General features: G+C 65.2%; 16 protein-coding genes. 9 read left to right on the forward strand and 7 right to left on the reverse strand.

All coding sequences use genetic code 11. From position 1 onward, the window contains the following. Positions 1-20 precede the first annotated feature (20 nt). The 4 genes from KUW00_RS03885 to KUW00_RS03900 all read left to right on the forward strand — a co-directional run bounded on the left by KUW00_RS03885 (position 21) and on the right by KUW00_RS03900 (position 6,511). Positions 21-1,538, forward strand: a complete 1,518-nt coding sequence (locus tag KUW00_RS03885; RefSeq protein WP_222568260.1) for a leucyl aminopeptidase — start codon at positions 21-23, stop codon at positions 1,536-1,538. A gap of 241 nt (positions 1,539-1,779) precedes the next feature. Continuing rightward, positions 1,780-2,874 (forward strand): branched-chain amino acid aminotransferase, encoded by a 1,095-nt coding sequence (locus KUW00_RS03890; RefSeq protein ID WP_045994721.1) that lies wholly within the window; start codon positions 1,780-1,782, stop codon positions 2,872-2,874. A 66-nt stretch (positions 2,875-2,940) separates the two neighbouring features. Then, entirely contained in the window at positions 2,941-3,432 is a 492-nt protein-coding gene (locus KUW00_RS03895) for a DNA polymerase III subunit chi (protein WP_124804934.1), read from the forward strand. A gap of 232 nt (positions 3,433-3,664) precedes the next feature. Continuing rightward, the gene (locus KUW00_RS03900; RefSeq protein ID WP_222568261.1) at positions 3,665-6,511 is read left to right on the forward strand and encodes a valine--tRNA ligase; all 2,847 of its coding nucleotides are present in this window, start codon (positions 3,665-3,667) and stop codon (positions 6,509-6,511) included. Between the two features lie 120 nt (positions 6,512-6,631). Here the strand turns inward: KUW00_RS03900 and KUW00_RS03905 are convergent, their stop codons facing one another. Together KUW00_RS03905 and KUW00_RS03910 are read right to left on the reverse strand one after the other, a co-directional pair. Beyond that, entirely contained in the window at positions 6,632-6,979 is a 348-nt protein-coding gene (locus tag KUW00_RS03905; protein WP_222568262.1) for a DUF3024 domain-containing protein, read from the reverse strand. 11 nt (positions 6,980-6,990) lie between these two features. Then, positions 6,991-7,233: a helix-hairpin-helix domain-containing protein gene (locus KUW00_RS03910; protein WP_222568263.1), complete on the reverse strand. Its 243-nt coding sequence runs from the start codon at positions 7,231-7,233 to the stop codon at positions 6,991-6,993. A gap of 267 nt (positions 7,234-7,500) precedes the next feature. Between KUW00_RS03910 and KUW00_RS03915 the strand changes: the two genes are divergently transcribed. Further along, on the forward strand, positions 7,501-8,307 hold the full coding sequence (locus tag KUW00_RS03915) for a hypothetical protein (RefSeq protein ID WP_222568264.1): 807 nt from the start codon (positions 7,501-7,503) through the stop codon (positions 8,305-8,307). Positions 8,308-8,331: 24 nt separating this feature from the next. On the opposite strand, the gene KUW00_RS03920 is transcribed toward KUW00_RS03915, so the two are convergent. After that, positions 8,332-8,793 carry an META domain-containing protein gene (locus tag KUW00_RS03920; protein WP_222568265.1) on the reverse strand — a complete coding sequence of 154 codons (462 nt, stop codon included), beginning with the start codon at positions 8,791-8,793 and terminating at the stop codon, positions 8,332-8,334. A gap of 227 nt (positions 8,794-9,020) precedes the next feature. Between KUW00_RS03920 and KUW00_RS03925 the strand changes: the two genes are divergently transcribed. The 4 genes from KUW00_RS03925 (at position 9,021) to KUW00_RS03940 (ending at position 13,076) form a co-directional block, all read left to right on the forward strand. After that, complete coding sequence (locus KUW00_RS03925; RefSeq protein WP_222568266.1) at positions 9,021-9,425, forward strand: DoxX family protein; 405 nt, start codon at positions 9,021-9,023, stop codon at positions 9,423-9,425. Positions 9,426-9,697: 272 nt separating this feature from the next. Further along, a complete protein-coding gene (locus KUW00_RS03930) occupies positions 9,698-11,161 on the forward strand; it encodes a DASS family sodium-coupled anion symporter (protein ID WP_108131217.1) in 1,464 nt (487 codons plus the stop codon). A 275-nt stretch (positions 11,162-11,436) separates the two neighbouring features. Further along, entirely contained in the window at positions 11,437-11,901 is a 465-nt protein-coding gene (locus tag KUW00_RS03935; RefSeq protein ID WP_222568267.1) for an NfeD family protein, read from the forward strand. Between the two features lie 137 nt (positions 11,902-12,038). Next, positions 12,039-13,076 carry an SPFH domain-containing protein gene (locus KUW00_RS03940; protein ID WP_045991301.1) on the forward strand — a complete coding sequence of 346 codons (1,038 nt, stop codon included), beginning with the start codon at positions 12,039-12,041 and terminating at the stop codon, positions 13,074-13,076. A gap of 163 nt (positions 13,077-13,239) precedes the next feature. Here KUW00_RS03940 and rpoH read toward each other — a convergent pair whose 3' ends face one another. The 4 genes from rpoH to ftsY all read right to left on the reverse strand — a co-directional run bounded on the left by rpoH (position 13,240) and on the right by ftsY (position 17,510). Beyond that, positions 13,240-14,106 (reverse strand): RNA polymerase sigma factor RpoH, encoded by an 867-nt coding sequence (gene rpoH, locus KUW00_RS03945; protein WP_045991302.1) that lies wholly within the window; start codon positions 14,104-14,106, stop codon positions 13,240-13,242. A gap of 130 nt (positions 14,107-14,236) precedes the next feature. Continuing rightward, complete coding sequence (ftsX, locus tag KUW00_RS03950; RefSeq protein WP_045991303.1) at positions 14,237-15,280, reverse strand: permease-like cell division protein FtsX; 1,044 nt, start codon at positions 15,278-15,280, stop codon at positions 14,237-14,239. Continuing rightward, entirely contained in the window at positions 15,277-15,945 is a 669-nt protein-coding gene (ftsE, locus tag KUW00_RS03955) for a cell division ATP-binding protein FtsE (RefSeq protein ID WP_045991304.1), read from the reverse strand. Before ftsE ends, ftsX begins: the two co-directional genes overlap by 4 nt. After that, a complete protein-coding gene (ftsY, locus tag KUW00_RS03960) occupies positions 15,942-17,510 on the reverse strand; it encodes a signal recognition particle-docking protein FtsY (RefSeq protein WP_222568268.1) in 1,569 nt (522 codons plus the stop codon). Before ftsY ends, ftsE begins: the two co-directional genes overlap by 4 nt. Positions 17,511-17,633: the final 123 nt, after the last annotated feature.

Raw genomic sequence — 17,633 nt, forward strand, 5'->3', positions numbered from 1 at the left:
ACTTGTCTTGTGGAGTCAGCATGGAATTCCCTGTAAAGACGGCCAACCCGGTCAAGATCGAGACCGCTTGCCTGGTCATCCCGGTGTTCAAGGACGGTGAACTTACTCCTGCCGCCGCCAAGCTCGACGACGCCAGCGAGCGTCTGATCGGACAGTTGATCGAGCGTGGCGATTTCAACGCCAAGCTCGGCAACGTCCAGCTGGTGCCCTTTGCGCCTGGGCTGTGCGCCGACCGCCTGCTGCTGGTCGGCTTCGGCGAGCGCGACAAGTGCCACGAAGGTGCCTTCTGCAAGGCCGTGGACGCCGCCTTCGCGAGCCTCGGTCAGCTGACCGTGGACGAAGTCTCGGTAGCCCTCACCGACGTGCCCGTCGAGGATCGCGACGCCGGCTGGAAGGCCCACAAGATCGCCGAGAGCGCGCTGCGCGCCAGCTACCGCTTCACCGACTTCAAGAAGGAGAGTGGCCCGGCTCCCAGCCTCAAGACGGTGTCGATCCTGCTCAGTGAGGGCGAAGACCAGAACGCGGCCAGCGAAGGCGCCCGCCAGGGTGCCGCCGTGGGCCAGGGCATCAACCTGGCCCGCCAGCTCGGCAACCTGCCGGGCAACGTCTGCACGCCGCGCTACCTCGCCAGCGAGGCCGAGCGCCTGGCCAGCGAATCCGATGGCGCCCTGACCACCGAGATCCTCGACGAGGCAGCCCTCGAGGAGCTCGGCGCGCACTCGCTGTTGTCGGTCGGTCATGGCAGCGACGAGCCGTCGCGACTGATCGTGATGCGCTATCAAGGCGCGGGCGACGAAAACGAGTCGCCCCACGTGCTCGTCGGCAAGGGCATCACCTTCGACACCGGCGGCATCTCGCTCAAGCCCGGTGCCGGCATGGACGAGATGAAGTTCGACATGTGCGGCGCCGCCAGCGTGTTCGGCGCGGTAGCCTCGATCCTGGCGATCAAGCCGAAGATCAACCTGGTCGCCATCGTCGCCGCCGCCGAGAACATGCCCAGCGGTCGCGCGACCAAGCCTGGCGACATCATCAAGACGCTGAAGGGGCTGTCGGTGGAAGTGCTCAACACCGACGCCGAGGGCCGCCTGGTGCTGTGTGACGCCCTGACCTACGCCGAGCGCTTCGAGCCGGCCAGCGTCGTCGACATCGCCACCCTCACCGGTGCCGCCATCATTGCGCTTGGCCACCACGCCACCGGCCTGATGTCCAACGACGACGACCTGGCGCTGGACCTTCTCGACGCCGGCGAAACCGCCTGGGATCGCGCCTGGCATCTGCCGCTGTGGGACGAGTACCAGGAACAGCTGGACTCCAACTTCGCCGACCTGGCCAACATCGGCGGGCGCCCGGCGGGCACCATCACCGCCGGCTGTTTCCTGTCGCGCTTCGCCACCGACTTCCCCTGGGCGCACCTGGACGTGGCCGGCACCGCCTGGAACAGCGGCAGCGCCAAGGGTGCCACAGGCCGCCCGGTGGGCCTGCTGACCCGCTACCTGCTCGACCGCGAGGCAGAGGTGGTCAACACCGACCAGGACTGACCCGGCAAGTCCGCCGTCCACACGGGTGCCGACAGACGTCGGCACCCGCCCCGGCGGGCTTCCCCGTCCTACAGGCTTTCCCGACCCACAGGCTTTCCCGAAAGGGCGAGCCTGTGTCATTCTGATTCCATCGGCAGGCACGATGCCTGCCCACCCCATCCCGGTCGAGCCCCCTGACTCGACCTCGATCCGCTGTCGCCGCAGAGCCCTTGCGGCGCGATACGATTCTGGAGAACGACCCGTGTCCATCCAAGGCTTCTCGCTCGAGCCCAACGCCAACGCCACCGACGCGAGCATCCGTAACACCATTCTCGAGAACCCGGGCTTCGGTCGTCACTTCACCGACCACATGGCCCACATCCGCTGGACCGAGGACGCCGGCTTCCACGGCCATCAGGTACGTCCATACGGCCCGCTGTCACTGGACCCGGCCGCCTCGGTGCTGCACTACGCCCAGGAAATCTTCGAGGGCATGAAGGCCTACCGCCACGCCGACGGCAGCGTCTGGACCTTCCGCCCGGAAAAGAACGCCGCGCGCTTTCGCGCCAGCGCCCGTCGCCTGGCCCTTCCGGAGCTGTCCGACGAGGACTTCATCGGCGCGGTCAAGGCGCTGGTCGCCCAGGACATCGACTGGGTGCCGACGCCGGCAAGCGCAGCCGAGGAATCCAGCCTCTACCTGCGACCCTTCATGATCGCCTCCGAGGCCTTCCTTGGCGTGCGCCCGTCCAAGGAGGTGGACTTCTACGTCATCGCCTCGCCGGTCGCGGCCTACTTCAAGGGTGGGGTCAAGCCGGTATCGATCTGGCTGTCGTCGAACTACAACCGCGCCGCTCCCGGCGGCACCGGCTACGCCAAGTGCGGCGGCAACTACGCCGCCTCGCTGCTGGCCCAGAAGGAAGCCGCCGACCACGGCTGCGACCAGGTGGCCTTCCTCGACGCCGTGGAAAACACCTGGATCGAGGAACTCGGCGGCATGAACCTGTTCTTCGTCACCCGCGACGGCCGCCTGGTCACCCCGCGCCTGACCGGCACCATCCTCGAGGGGGTGACCCGGGATTCCATGCTCGAACTGGCCAAGGATGAGGGCCTGACCCCGGAAGAGCGCCCCATCAGCATCGACGAGTGGCGCGATGGCGTGGCCTCCGGCGAGATCACCGAGGTCTTTGCCTGCGGTACCGCCGCGGTCATCACCCCCATCGGGCGACTGGTCAGCGAGGACGGCGTGATCGAGCACCCCGAGGGCAACGAGGTGGCCAGCCGACTGCGCAAGCGTCTGCTCGACATCCAGTACGGCCGTGTCGAAGACACCCATGGCTGGCTGACCCGTCTTGCCTGATCTGGCTCCTTCCCTACTAAAAGGCCGCCCCCGGGCGGCCTTCGTTCAGCCATCAAGTCAGAGCGCATGACCAAGATCGACTTCTACATCCTGCCGGACACCACCCTCGAGGCCCGCCTCGCCTTCGCCTGTCGGCTGACCGAGACCATCGCCCGCAAGGGCTACCGGCTCTACCTGTACGCCGAAGACGAAGCCATGGCCCGTGAGCTCGACCAGCGTCTGTGGGACTTTCGTCCCGACGCCTTCGTCCCCCATGCGCTCGAGGCCGGGGGCGGGGCCGATGCAAGAGCGGCCGGCGCTACAGAATCAACCCAGCAAGAAGCAAGGCCGGTACCCGTCACCATCGGCTGGCAGGGGCCGCCGCAAAGCCTCGACCCGCCGCCCCAGGCGATGCTCAACCTGTCGCCGGAAATCCCCGAGTGGTTTTCTCGCTTCGAGCGGGTGGCCGAGATCATCAACCAGCACCAGGACGTGCTGACGGTCAAGCGCGAGTGCTGGAAGACCTACAAGCAGCGCGGCTACCCGGTCACACCGCACCACCTCAAGGGTCAGGGGTAGGCTCCTGTCACCAAATCCTCTGGACACTGCCGGTCATCCCTTCAGCCCCTGACGCCCCGCCTCGGATCAGGGTATAATCGAGCCCATTTTTCGCAGGCCTCACTCGCGCAACCGCTCTTCGGCGGGAAGCTTGCGAGCCCGAGCGCCGGCTGTCGAACTCCAAGCCCAGCGCCATGCGCGAGCCTCTGTCTCGTGCCTGGCATGCCCCGGGCTCCGCTAGCAAGAGTACCCCATGGACAAGACCTACCAACCCGAAAGCATCGAAGCCCGCTGGTACGAGCGCTGGGAAAACGACGGACGGTTCGCGCCCTCGGGCAAGGGCGACCCCTTCGCCATCATGATTCCGCCGCCCAACGTCACCGGCAGCCTGCACATGGGTCACGCCTTCCAGGACACCATCATGGACACCCTGATCCGCTGGCGGCGGATGCAGGGTCGCAACACCCTGTGGCAGGTGGGCACCGACCACGCCGGCATCGCCACCCAGATGCTGGTGGAGCGCAAGGTCGCCGCCGAGGAAGGCAAGACGCGCCACGACCTGGGGCGCGAGGCCTTCATCGACAAGGTGTGGGAATGGAAGCATGAGTCCGGCGGCCATATCACACGCCAGCTCCGTCGCATGGGCGCAAGCCTCGACTGGAGCCGCGAGCGCTTCACCATGGATGAGGGCTTCTACAAGGCGGTGCAGGAGGTCTTCGTCCGCCTGTATGAAGAGGATCTGGTGTATCGCGGCAAGCGCCTGGTCAACTGGGACCCGACGCTGAACACCGCCATCTCCGATCTCGAGGTCGAGAATCGCGACCAGCAGGGTCAGTTCTGGCACTTCCGCTATCCGTTGGCCGACGGTGTCACCACCGACGCCGGCCTCGACCATCTGGTGGTGGCCACCACCCGCCCCGAGACCCTGCTCGGCGACAGCGCCGTGGCGGTCAATCCCGACGACGAGCGCTACGCCTCGCTGGTCGGCAAGTTTGTCGAGCTGCCGCTGGTCGGCCGTCGCATCCCCATCGTCGCCGATGAGCACGCCGACATGGACAAGGGCTCGGGCTGCGTGAAGATCACCCCGGCCCACGACTTCAACGACTATGAAGTCGGCAAGCGCGCTGGTCTTCCACTGATCAATGTCTTCTCGAAGACCGCACATATCCTCGAAGCCGCCGAGGCCTTCGACATCCAGGGCCGTCCGCTGACCGACATCGACACTAGCCTGCCTGCGGCCTACGCCGGCCTCGACCGCTTTGCCGCTCGCAAGGCCATCGTCGCCGACATGGAGGCCAAGGGCCTGCTCGAGAAGACCGAAACGGTCAACAACACCCTGCCCTACGGCGATCGTTCCGGTGACGTGATCGAGCCGCTGCTGACCGATCAATGGTTCGTGGCGGTAGAGACCCTGGCCAAGCCGGCCATCGAGGCGGTAGAAAACGGCGACATCCAGTTCGTGCCCAAAAACTACGAGAACATGTACTTTTCGTGGATGCGCGACCTGCAGGACTGGTGCATCTCGCGCCAGCTGTGGTGGGGCCACCGTATCCCCGCCTGGTATGACCAGGAGGGCAACGTCTATGTGGCGCGCACCGAGGCCGAGGCCCGCGAAAAGCACGGCATCGCAGGCGACGTCGCCCTGACCCAGGACGAGGACGTACTCGACACCTGGTTCAGCTCCGGGCTGTGGACCTTCGGCACCCTCGGCTGGCCCGAGCAGACCGAAGAGCTCAAGACCTTCCATCCCAGCAGCGTGCTGGTGACCGGCTTTGACATCATCTTCTTCTGGGTCGCGCGGATGATCATGCTGACCCTCAAGTTCACTGACGAGGTGCCGTTCAAGACGGTCTACGTCCACGGCCTGGTGCGTGACGGCCAGGGCCAGAAGATGTCCAAGTCCAAGGGCAACGTACTCGACCCCATCGACCTGATCGACGGCATCGATCTGGAGGCGCTGGTCGACAAGCGCACCGGCAACATGATGCAGCCGCAGAAGGCCAAGGCCATCGCCAAGGCGACCCGTTCGGAGTTCCCCGACGGCATCGAGGCCCACGGCACCGACGCCCTGCGCTATACCTTCCTGTCCCAGGCCACCACCGGTCGCGACATCAAGTTCGACATGGGCCGGCTGGACGGCTACCGCAACTTCTGCAACAAGCTGTGGAACGCCTCTCGCTACGTCTTGATGAACGCCGAGAACGAGGACTGCGGCCGCGAAGGCGGCGAGGTCGAGCTGTCGCTGGCCGACCGCTGGATCGAGGCCCGCCTGCAGCAGACGGTGGATCAGGTCACCCGGGCGATGGAGGAGTTCCGCTTCGACCACGCCTCCCAGGCCCTTTACGACTTCGTCTGGAACGAGTACTGCGACTGGTATCTGGAGCTGTCCAAGCCGGTACTGTGGGACGAAGGCGCCAGCGAGGCCGCCAAGCGCGGCACCCGGCGCACCCTGGTACGGGTGCTGGAAGCCATCCTGCGCCTGGCCCATCCGATGATGCCCTACATCTCCGAGGAGATCTGGCAGCGCGTGGCGCCGCTCGCCGGCACCCTGGAGGGGGACAACGACTCGCTGATGGCCAAGGCCTGGCCGCTGGCGGACGAGGCGTTGATCGACCAGGACGCGATCCGCGACATCGAATGGCTCAAGGGGGTGATCGTGGCGGTGCGCAACATCCGCGCCGAGATGAACATCGCCCCGGGCAAGCCGCTCGACGCCCTGCTGACCAAGGGCAGCGAGGCCGACCAGGCGCGCCTGAGCGCCAACCGCCTGTTCCTGTCCAAGCTGGCCAAGCTGTCGTCCATCGCGTGGCTCGATGACGCAAGCACGGCGCCGCTGTCCGCCACCCAGCTGGTCGGCGACATGGAAGTGCTGGTGCCGATGGCGGACCTGATCGACAAGGACGTCGAACTGGCCCGCCTGGGCAAGGAGATCGACAAGCAGGACAAGCTGATCGGCGGCGTCGAGAAGAAGCTCGCCAACGAAGGCTTCGTGGCCAAGGCCCCGGCTGCCGTCATCGACAAGGAGCGCGGCAAGCTCGAGGAGTACCAGGCCGCCCGCCGGGTGCTGGTCGAACAGCGCGACAAGATCGCGGCCCTGTAGTCTGGGCCTAAACCGGCTCAACCGGCCTGAGCACCAGCCGAGTCGACCCCGCCACTGGCGGGGTCGACTTTATTCAGACGTGATAGCAACAGAGAATCCATCGGCTCCCAGCACGCTCGGCTAACCGAAGAAACAGGCCATCTCGTCGCGATCCACCAGTTCGAGAAAGGCTTCCACCGTTTCCACCTGGGGACAGGGGGTATAACCGTGCCACTTCAGGTCCGCCCGCTGCCAGTAGACCTTCCAGACATCGTGCTTGCGCACGTAACTTGCCTTGGCGACGGGAATCTCCAGCTTCTCATCGGGCTTGTCGTAACGCTGCCTGACTTCGAATATCTCCAGGTTATGCCCATCGATGCGAAAGGCGAGATCAAGTTTTGATCTCAGGTGAGGCGGTGGACGGCGCTTCTCGACGAAAGCCTCTGCCGCCTTCTCCACTCGCTTTCTCTCCAGATCATTGAATGCCATAAGACGGCCCCCTATTCCTGTAGTCCTTGCCTGGCACGCACGATGGCCGCCTCCACTGCGGTCAGGGCGCGTGGCGAATTCTTCCAGCAGCTGGTGTTGAGCATCGATGCCACCTGCTCGGCGATCTCCCGGGACTCGAACGTCGCCAGATGCTCGAAGGAGTCGATACCAAGCTGCTCGAAGCGACTGATGACGGTCGGCCCTACCCCGTGAAGCGCCAGCAATGCCGCTCTCTCTTCGTTGCTGAAGGCCATCCAGCCCCCCCTGTCGGAACGTCGCTATTGGTGCGTGCCTGCCCCTCGCCTCAGGCAACCGTCTGCGTCGCCTCGGCCTGATCGGGTACGACACAGAGATGATGGTGTTACTACAAAATTCAGTTTCTTCTATTAGAATTTATTGCGGCACAGTGAAGCTGTCAGCGCAGCCGGTCCTTCAGGCCAATCGCCGATTCGGCCGCAGATACGACAACAGACCGAACAACGACCATACCAACGACTACAACAACAATAGACGCGCACAGCATGACGCACTCGGGCCTTTCCCCCCTGGCGTTCCCTGGCACTGCCGGGCTCGCCGCCCTGCCACGCCTTCGTCGCCGAACACGGCGTGCCCTGCTGTACCTGGCCGAGCTGTGTGGCCGTGTCGACCTTCAACGTCGCTGGCTGAATGCCAATGACCTGCCGCTGGTCGACATCGACCCAAGGCGCATCGCGCGCTGCGTCACGCGCTCTGGCTTGAGCCGTGAGTTGATCAGTGAAGGCGACTGGGACCTCAGCCATGTTGCACCACTTTGCCAGGCACGCCTGAACGAGACCGCTGCAGTCGAGGACATCTTCGCCCACGACAGGCACTTCCGCGAGACCGCCCAGTACGCCCAGATGCATCAAGCGGTGGCTCGCTATCGTTCCGGCGAGTGCGCCGACCCGGCACAGCAAGGCGCCTACTGGTGTCGCAGCGAGGAGGATATCGCTCGCTACTTCGAGACGCTGTCTCGTGCCTACCACGGCATTCGCCGACACGGCTACAAGACCCAGCAAGAACTGGCTCGCCGACACCCCGACGAAAGTCGCCACCCCGATGACGAAATGCAGGTATTGATTACCCGGGATGGCGAGGTCGTGCTCGGCTACGGCGGCTCACACCGCCTGGCCATCGTGCAATTGCTGGGATTGGCCAGCGTTCCGGTGCGCGTGGTGGCGATCCATCCCCGGTGGCTGGATCGCTTCCAACAGCGAAAGCACAGCCTGCGATCCTGCCTGCATCATGCAAGCCGCGCTGCGGCCGACATCTCGAGTACCGCGCCCAGGAGGGACAACCGGAGTCGCTGATCGCCCCGATGAACACTGGCCGAGTCAGCTGGCGTCGCGAAAACCGCCCAGCACCAGCGAGTTGGGGCCGAAGAACACCAGTCGATCGTGGTCGATCAGGTAGCGATAGGCGTTGTCGAGCATGTCGCGGACCTGCTGGGCCCCCTGGGGATTGGCGCAGGCCATGCGGGTGGCGGTCAGTTCGCTGAAGTCGATACGCTGGCTGTCACCGAAGCTCACCGTGCCGGTGAAGCGATTGCAGCCGTCGCTACCGCTGACACTGCCATCGGAAGCCACCTCGAAGTACGGCTTCTGCGGCATCGACAGGCGATCGCTGGTGCCCACCAGCAACAGGTTCCAGCGCTTGCCGACCAGCGGGCTCGAGACGCTGCCTGGGGCCGCCGTGTCGCCACCACCCGCCGTGGGCGCGGGCTGGCTGGAACAGGCACTGAGCGCCAGGGTGAAAAGAGCGAAAGCGGCGGTGCGGCGAAGTCGTGACGGAACCATGCTATCTTCCTTGCAGCTGAGTCATCTGGATGATGCCTAATATGCCAGAATTGCCTGCGTGGTCCGACCGTTTCGACGATTCTGGTGCTGCGACCGAAGGCACCATGCCGACGTCATCGCGATCATGCTGCGAAGTCTCGAACAACTCGGTGCGCCTGTTTTCCGACCAATACCTGAAGTGAAAGGCTCTCGAGTCAAAAAAAGCCCCTAGTGAAAAGGAAGTCACCATGCTCAACGCCCTCGACAACGACGACCTGGGAAAGCTGATCCTGCGCCTGGCCCTTGGCGTGATGATCCTGCTGCACGGCGTCAGCAAGCTGATCAACCCCGGCAGCCTGTCCTGGATCGGTGAAACCCTGGCCTCCCATGGCCTGCCCACGGTGCTCGCCTATGGCGTTCTGCTGGGCGAGGTCGTCGCACCTGTCATGGCGATCCTCGGCTGGAACACTCGCATCGCCGGTCTGCTGATCGCCGGCAACATGGTGGTGGCCATCTATCTGGCGCATATGGGTGAGCTGTTCAGCCTGACCAGCAGCGGCGGCTGGGCGCTGGAGCTGCAGGGCATGTTCCTGCTCGGTGCCCTGGCGATGATGTTCCTGGGCAGCGGCCGCACCGCGATCAAGCCCGACTAGGGACCGTTCACCTCCTCTCGCGCCATGCAGGGCAGTTCCCGGCATGGCGTCGGCTGCAGCCCTCACCCAACTCCTGCACCGTTATCTCCTGCCTTGGCGCTGCGACCTCCTCAGCGCAAGTTGCACTCGACATGACCATTTCGACGAAAGTCGTACTTCTGCTTGATGTCCGTCATTCGGACGTCGCTTCGTCTATGCGTAAATGAGCACAACACCTTCGGATTCTCTCTGTGGAGAGGTGATCACTCGATCTTCCCCAAAGGAGCTCGCTTATGCTCGCATTCAAACCGCTTCCCGCCCTGGTCTCGGTGACCCTGGGGCTGGCGCTCTGGTTCGTGGTCCCCGTACCTGACGGGGTCAATCCCGAGGCCTGGCACCTGCTGGCGATCTTCGTCGCTACCATCGCCGCCATCATCGGCAAGACCATGCGCATCGGCGCCCTGGCGATCATTGCCATCACCGTGGTCGCGCTGACCGGCGTCACCAACCCGGACAGTTCCAAGGGCGCGGTCTCCGACGCCCTCTCGGGCTTTTCCAACCCGCTGATCTGGCTGATCGGCCTGGCCATCATGATCTCCCGCGGGCTGTCGAAGACGGGGCTGGGCAACCGCATCGGCTACGCCTTTATCGCCGCCTTCGGCAAACGCACCCTCGGCATCGGCTACGCCCTATCCCTGGCGGAGCTGACCATCGCCCCGATCACCCCCAGCAACACCGCCCGGGGTGGCGGCATCATGCACCCGATCATGCGCTCCATCGCCGACAGCTTCGGCTCCTCCCCCGAGTCCGGCACCAGCAAGAAGATCGGCGAGTACCTGGCGCTGGTGAACTATCACGCCAACCCCATCACCTCGGCCATGTTCATCACCGCAACGGCCCCCAACCCCTTGATCGTCGACCTGATCGCCAAGGCCACCGATTCCGCCATCTCGATCACCTGGACCCAGTGGGCGCTGGCCGCGCTGTTGCCCGGCCTGGTCGCCATCGCCTTGATGCCGGCGGTGCTGTACGTGCTGTATCCGCCGGAACTCAAGCGCACCCCGGACGCCACCTCCTTCGCCCGCGAGCAGCTCACCGCCATGGGCCCGCTCGACCGCGCCGAGAAGATCATGATCGGCGTGTTCGGCCTGCTGTTGATCCTGTGGGCCGGTATCCCGGCGATGCTGTTCGGCCCCGAATTCAAGGTAAACTCCACCGCGGTGGCGCTGCTGGGACTGTCCATCCTGCTGGTCACCAATGTGCTGACCTGGGATGACATTCTCGGCGAGAAGTCCGCCTGGGACACCATCGTGTGGTTCGCCGCTCTGGTAATGATGGCAAGCTTCCTGGGCAAGCTCGGACTGATCGGCTGGTTCTCCGGGGTCATCGAGGAGGGCATCAGCAGCTTCAATATGGGCTGGTTCGGCATGGCCCTGGCGCTGACCGGCGTCTACTTCTACGCGCACTACTTCTTCGCCAGCACCACCGCCCATATCACCGCCATGTACGCCGCCTTCCTGGCCGCCGGTATCGCCCTCGGCATCCCTACCCTGTACATCGCCCTGCTGCTGGCCGGCGCCTCCTCGCTGATGATGTCGCTGACCCACTACGCCACCGGCACCGCCCCGATCATCTTCGGCTCCGGCTATGTGGAACTCGGCACCTGGTGGAAGGCCGGGTTGGTGATGAGCCTGGTCAACCTGACCGTCTGGGTCGGTGTCGGCAGCCTATGGTGGAAGGTGCTGGGGTACTGGTAAGACGCCCGGAAGGCGGGTCCGCTCTTGATCAGGGTAGGAGCCTGGTCAACCTGACCGTCTGGGTCGGTGTCGCAGACTCTCTACGGTGGAAGGTGCTGGGGTACTGGTAAGCCCCGTAACACGACAGCCTTTCGGGCCTCCTCACATTCAGCCAAGCGCCACCGCTTATGCGGTGGCGCTGTCGTCTGCGGGCCTCGCCGGCTTGCCGGGCCACGGCAGGCGGCGCAGAATCGGACAGGACAGGACGTCATTTCGCTGCTTCCAAGAGGCCCCTCATGGATTTTCTATCTCCCGCGCTGTGGTGGCTGCTGGCCGGACTCGCGGCTCTGCTGGTCGAGCTGCTGACCGGTTCCTACGTGCTGCTGGCCCTGGCGGCGGCACTCGCCGTCACCGCCCTGGCCGCCTGGCTGGGCGCCACTTTCACCCTGCAACTGATCGTCCTGGCGCTCGCCTGTGCCGTGCTGGTGCCGCTGGCGATTCGACAGCTCAGACGACGCGGCCGAGGCGCGAAAAAAGGCTTCGGCGTGGCTGGCAGCGGTGGAGGCCGCGGTCAACGCTTCGTGCTGGTCAGCCGCGACTTCGATGACGCACCCTGCATCAAGCTCGACGGTGATCTCTACCGTGCCAGCCTGGCGGACGAAGCAGGGAGTGGTCCTGCCCTTCGTCCGGGTGACGAGGTAACGCTGGTCCGCTTCGAGGGCACCCAGGCGGTGGTCCGTCCCGCCGGCGAAGGTTCTTGATCCCGGTCATGCGCTCGTTCGGGCAGCGGCCGCCAGACGCTATCGCCACTCGCCCGCCCATTGCCTAAGCTGGCTTTCGGCGGCGGGATGCCGTCGGTCGCCCTGGGCGACACTCTCGATACCAAGGAGGTACTTGCATGTTGCCGTATGCCATAAATCCGGGGCTATTGATTGCCCTGGTAGTGGTCGTCATCGCCGTGATCATGGTGATCAAGGGACTGGTGATCGTTCAGGAGTCCGAGGTGATGGTGATCGAGCGCCTCGGCGCCTACCACCGCACGCTGCAGAAGGGCATCAACTTCATCGTTCCGTTCTTCGACAAGCCAAGACCGATCAAGATGGTGCGCTACCTGCGCAAGGGCCAGGAATTCACCCCGGTGCTGAGCCAGGAGACCCGCATCGACCTGCGCGAGTCGGTCATGGACTTCCCGTCCCAGCCGGTGGTCACCACCGACAACGTGACTGTGCGCATCGACGGCGCCATCTACTTTCAGATCATCGATCCGGCCAACGCCGTCTACAAGATCGAGAACATGAGTCAGGCGGTGGAGGTACTGGCCAAGACGACGCTGCGCTCGGTGGTCGGCCAGATGGAGCTGGACAAGATATTCGAGTCCCGCGCCGAGGTCAACGCCAAGATCAAGGAACAGATGGAGGAACCTGCCTCCAAGTGGGGGGTGGCGATCAATCGCATCGAGGTGCAGGACATCGAGATGCCGACGGAGGTCAAGGAGGCCATGCACCTGCAGATGTCCGCCGAACGTCGTCGTCGAGCCACCGTCACCGAGGCCGAGGGCGAAAAGGCCGCCGCCATCGCCAAGGCCCAGGGCCAGAAGGAGTCGGCAATCCTCAACGCCCAGGGCGACAAGGAATCCGCCATTCTGCGCGCCCAGGGCGAAAGTCGCTCCATCGAGCTGGTACTGGGTGCCATGGGCGAAGGCGAGAAGAGCACCAGGGCGGTCATCGGCTATCTGCTCGGCCAGTCCTATATCTCGATGCTGCCGGAGATGGCCAAGCAGGGAGAGCGCGTGTTCGTGCCCTACGAGAGCTCGGCCCTGCTCGGCGCCATGGGCGCCTTTCGCGACCTCAGCGCCGGTGACGAGGCGCTGGGCGACATTGCCCGCCGCGCGGCCGCCGCTGGCGGCCTGACGGGTGCTGCCAGCGCCCAGGGCTAGGCGCAGGTACCAGGGCGTGTAGCGGCTCGTATAGCGGCTCAGGCAACCCTCCTACAGCCCCTATGGCAGTCGCCCTGGTACAAGCTCAGCCACAACTGAAAACGCCCGAACCGTGAGGTTCGGGCGTTTTCGTCCTGCCAGCGGCTGGCGCAATCGATGGCGGTCAGGCCGCCATGCTGTCGCCCAGACGTTCGCGGATCTTCTTCATGGCGTTCTTCTCGAGCTGACGAATGCGCTCGGCGGACACGCCATAGACGTCGGCCAGTTCATGCAGGGTCGCCTTGTTTTCGGCGAGCCAGCGCTGGCTCAGGATATCCCGCGAGCGCTCGTCGAGCTCGGCCAGCGCGCCCTGAAGGCGACGGGTGGCGTCCTGCTCCCAGTCGCTGTCCTCGAGCTGGGTCGCCGGGTCCTGGCTGGCGTCGTCCAGATAGTGAACCGGTGCCTGATAGGCCGAATCCTCGTCCTCGGACGGTGAGGCATCGAAGCCGGCATCATGGGAGGCCAGACGACCTTCCATCTCGCGCACCACCTCGGGCTTGACGTCCAGGTCCTTGGCGATGGCGTCGACCTCGTCGCTGTTCAACCAGGCCAGGCGCTTCTTGGCGCCGCGCAGGTTGAAGAACAGCTTGCGCTGGGCCTTGGTGGTGGCGATCTTGACGATACGCCAGTTGCGCAGCACGAACTCGTGGATCTCGGCCTTGATCCAGTGCACCGCGAAAGACACCAGGCGTACGCCCTGGGTCGGGTCGAAACGCTTGACGGCCTTCATCAGGCCGACGTTGCCTTCCTGAATCAGGTCAGCCTGGGGAAGTCCATAGCCGGAATAGCTGCGTGCGATGTGCACGACAAAACGCAAATGGGACATGACCAGACGGCGGGCGGCTTCCAGATCGCCTTCCTGCTGAAGGCGATGGGCCAGGTCCTGCTCTTCATCCACCGTCAGCAGCGGAATGCGATTGACGGCCTGAATATAGCCGTTTAGGTCGTGCCCCGGTGAAAGATGACCCACCGGCAGAAGACTGTTGCTCATGTGCAGGTTGTCTCCTCGAAGACCAACAAGATTTCGGATGCACCTTGGAGGATAAAAATAGGAAGAAGTTCCCCTTTGGTCGTAGACATCCGACGAAACCGTACAAGAAACGGGTGATTACCTGTTGCCGCTAGCGTGGCTTGATGCCCGCCAGATGGCGGCTGACGGCGATCCAGGCTCCCAACCAGCCCAATAGTGTACTACAAGTCAGCAATGTTGTAGAGCCGACGAGGCCCAGGGTCGGTAGCTGATAGTGCGCGCCGTAGCTGGCCGCCAGCGATGCCACCGGCGCCGCCAGCCAGTCGCTGCCCAGGGTCAGAAGCCCCCACGCCAGCAGTCCGCCGCCCAGGCCATACCAGGCACCGCTGTACAGGAAGGGTCGGCGTACAAAGGCATGGGTGGCGCCGATCAGGGTCACCACCTCGATCTCCTTGCGCCGGTTCTCCACCGCCAGGCGGATGGTGTTGCCCACCACCAGCAGCACGCCCAGACCAAACAGCACCCCCAGCGCCAGGGTCAGGCGACGACCCAGCTCAGCCAGTTGCCGCAGACGCTCGATCCAGGCCAGATCGAGGCGCACCTCGGCCACCCCGGACATCGCCGACAGCCGCTCGGACAACGCCGCCATGGCCTCCGGTGACGGCGTCGTCGGCGAGATCACCACAGCGGCGGGCAGCGGATTCTCGTCGAGCCGCGCCAGAGCATCATCGAGCCCCAGGGATTGCTGGAATTCCGCCATGCCCTGCTCGGCGGTGATCAATTCGGTGGCGGCGACCTCCGACTGAGCCTCCAGCGCTTCCAGGATGCGACCGGTCTCGGACTCGCTCACCCCCTTGTCGAGGTAGGCCGTCAGGGTGGCGCTGGCGTCCAGCTCGGCGTCCACCAGCTTGGCGCTGTCCAGCGACAGCCACAGGGCGCTGGGCAGCACCAGGGCGATGGCGATGGCGAGCATGGTCAAGAGGCTACCCACCGGCTGGCGCACCAGCCGGCGCAGGCTGTCCACACACATGGCGCGATGGTGACGCAGCCAGGCTTGCCACTGCCCCTGTGCGCGCACCGTCTGCTGACGCGCACCGCGAGGTGACGTCGAGGCCTCCTGGCGGCCGCCCGTACGTGCGGCGGCTGAGGCGCCCCTGGGCGTCGCCGCGCCCTTGCGCGAATGGCGAGCGCTCATGCGGCCTCCTCGTCGGCCACCAAACGCCCCTCGCTCAGGCGCAGGGTGCGGTGACGCAGCCTGGCGATCAACGCCAGATCGTGACTGGCGATCATCACCGTGGTGCCGATGCGATGAAAGTCCTCGAACAGCCCCATGATATCGGCGGACAACTGAGGGTCGAGGTTACCGGTAGGCTCATCGGCCAGCAGCAGGGCGGGCTTGTTGACCACCGCCCGGGCGATGCCCACGCGCTGCTGCTCGCCGCCGGAAAGTTCGATAGGAAGCGCCTTTTCGCGGTGCAGCAGGCCGACCTTGTCGAGTGCCGCGCGGACCCGCCGCGCGATATCCCGCGGCGCCAGGCCGCGGATCTCCAGCGGCAACGCCACATTGTGATAGATCGAGCGGTCGAACAGCAGCTGGTGGTCCTGGAAGACCACCCCGATCTGACGCCGGTAGAACGGCAACTGGCTGGGATGCAGCTTGTCGATATCGTGACCGGCGACCATCACCCGGCCGCGACTGGGTCGCTCCAGGCGCATGATCAGCCGCAGCAGCGAACTCTTGCCGGCACCGGAATGGCCGGTGAGAAACACCATCTCGCCCCGCGAGACGCGAAAATCGATATTGGAGAGCGCCTCGAAGCGCCCTCCATAGCGCTTGCCGACGTGCTCAAAGGCGATCATTCGTCGGCGTCACTCGGGCGACGATCGAACAGGGCGTCGACGAAGTCCTCGGCCTTGAACGGCCGCAGGTCATCCAGACTCTCACCCACCCCGATAAAGCGGATCGGCGTCTTCAGCTGCTTGGCCAGGGCGAAGATCACGCCCCCCTTGGCGGTACCGTCGAGCTTGGTCAGGGTGATCCCGCTGACCGGAACCGCCTCGTTGAAGGTGGCCGCCTGGGACAAGGCGTTCTGGCCGGTACCGGCGTCGAGCACCAGCATCACCTCGTGAGGCGCCTGCGCATCGAGCTTGCCCATCACCCGATGGACCTTCTTGAGCTCTTCCATCAGGTGACTCTTGTTGTGCAGGCGACCAGCGGTATCGGCGATCAAGACGTCGACGCCACGGGCACGGGCCGCCGCCACGGCGTCATAGATCACCGAGGCGCTATCGGCGCCGGTGTGCTGAGCCACCACCGGCACGCTGTTGCGCTCGCCCCACACCTTGAGCTGCTCTACCGCGGCCGCGCGGAAGGTGTCCCCCGCCGCCAGCATCACGCTCTTGCCCTCGCGCTGGAAGCGCTGGGTCAGCTTGCCGATGGTGGTGGTCTTGCCGACGCCATTGACGCCCACCACCAGGATGACGAAGGGCCCACCGTCGGCGGTCTCGAGGCTCAAGGGCTGGCTGACCTCGCCGAGCATGGCAGCCAGCTCCTGCTGCAGCGCACGATACAGCGCCTCGGGGTCCTTCAGCTCCTTGCGCGAGACGCGATCGGTCAGTGCCTCGATGATTTCGCTGGTGGCCTCGATACCGACGTCGGCCATCAGCAGCTGGGTCTCGATGTCCTCGATCAGCTCGTCATCGATCTGCTTGGCACCCATGAACAGGTCAGCCAGGCCGTCGCTCAGGTTGGCCCGAGTCTTGCCAAGGCCCTCGCGCATGCGCGCAAACCAGCCCTTCTTCTCGCCACCCTTGCCACCCTGCACCGGCGCTCTGGGCTTTTCCTGCAGGGCCGGGCCGGTGGGACGGCTGGGCTCGATCACCTCGGCGTGCTCGCGCTGGCCAGTGCCAGCGTCGGCGGCGGGCGGGCTTGCTGGCTCGGGCACCTCCGCCTCGGCAAGCTTGTGCGCCGAGGCCGGCGATTCATCTTCGGCGGGCTCGCCAGCCGGCTGGGGGGCGGCAGACGGCGCCTGGTCGGCTTGCGACTCGCCGGACTTCTGCTCGACAGACTTCTGCTCGACAGGCTTTTGCTCGTGCTCGTCGGGCTCTTGCTTGTCGGGCTCAGGTTCAACGGGCGCCTGCTCGGCTGGAGTGGACGGCTCCGCGGGGGCCGGCGCTGCCGGCTCGACAGGCTCCGGCACCACCGCCTCGGCGGTCTCGGTCGGCTCGGGGCCAGGGTCCCGGCCCTGCTGGGGCGGCTCGGCATCCGACGGTGAGCGTTGCGACAGCTCGTCGCCGAGGGGCTGTTCAGCCTCCCTGTCAGCCGCACCTTCCGCCTCATCTGCAGACGACTGATCGACGACTTCCTGGTCCTTGGCGGGTTCTTCGCCCGTGTGCTTCTTCTTGCGCTTGAAAATACCGAACATGGATGACCTGACGCCTCAGCCGGTGAACGAACCGCCACATCCTACCACCCTGCCCGCTCGCTGTGGACACAGGGCAGCCCCGAGGCGGCGACGCGACGCTGCCCACAGCCTGCCACAGAAGCG

The organism is Halomonas sp. DP5N14-9 (assembly GCF_019802175.1).
Taxonomy (GTDB): Bacteria; Pseudomonadota; Gammaproteobacteria; order Pseudomonadales; family Halomonadaceae; genus Halomonas; species Halomonas litopenaei.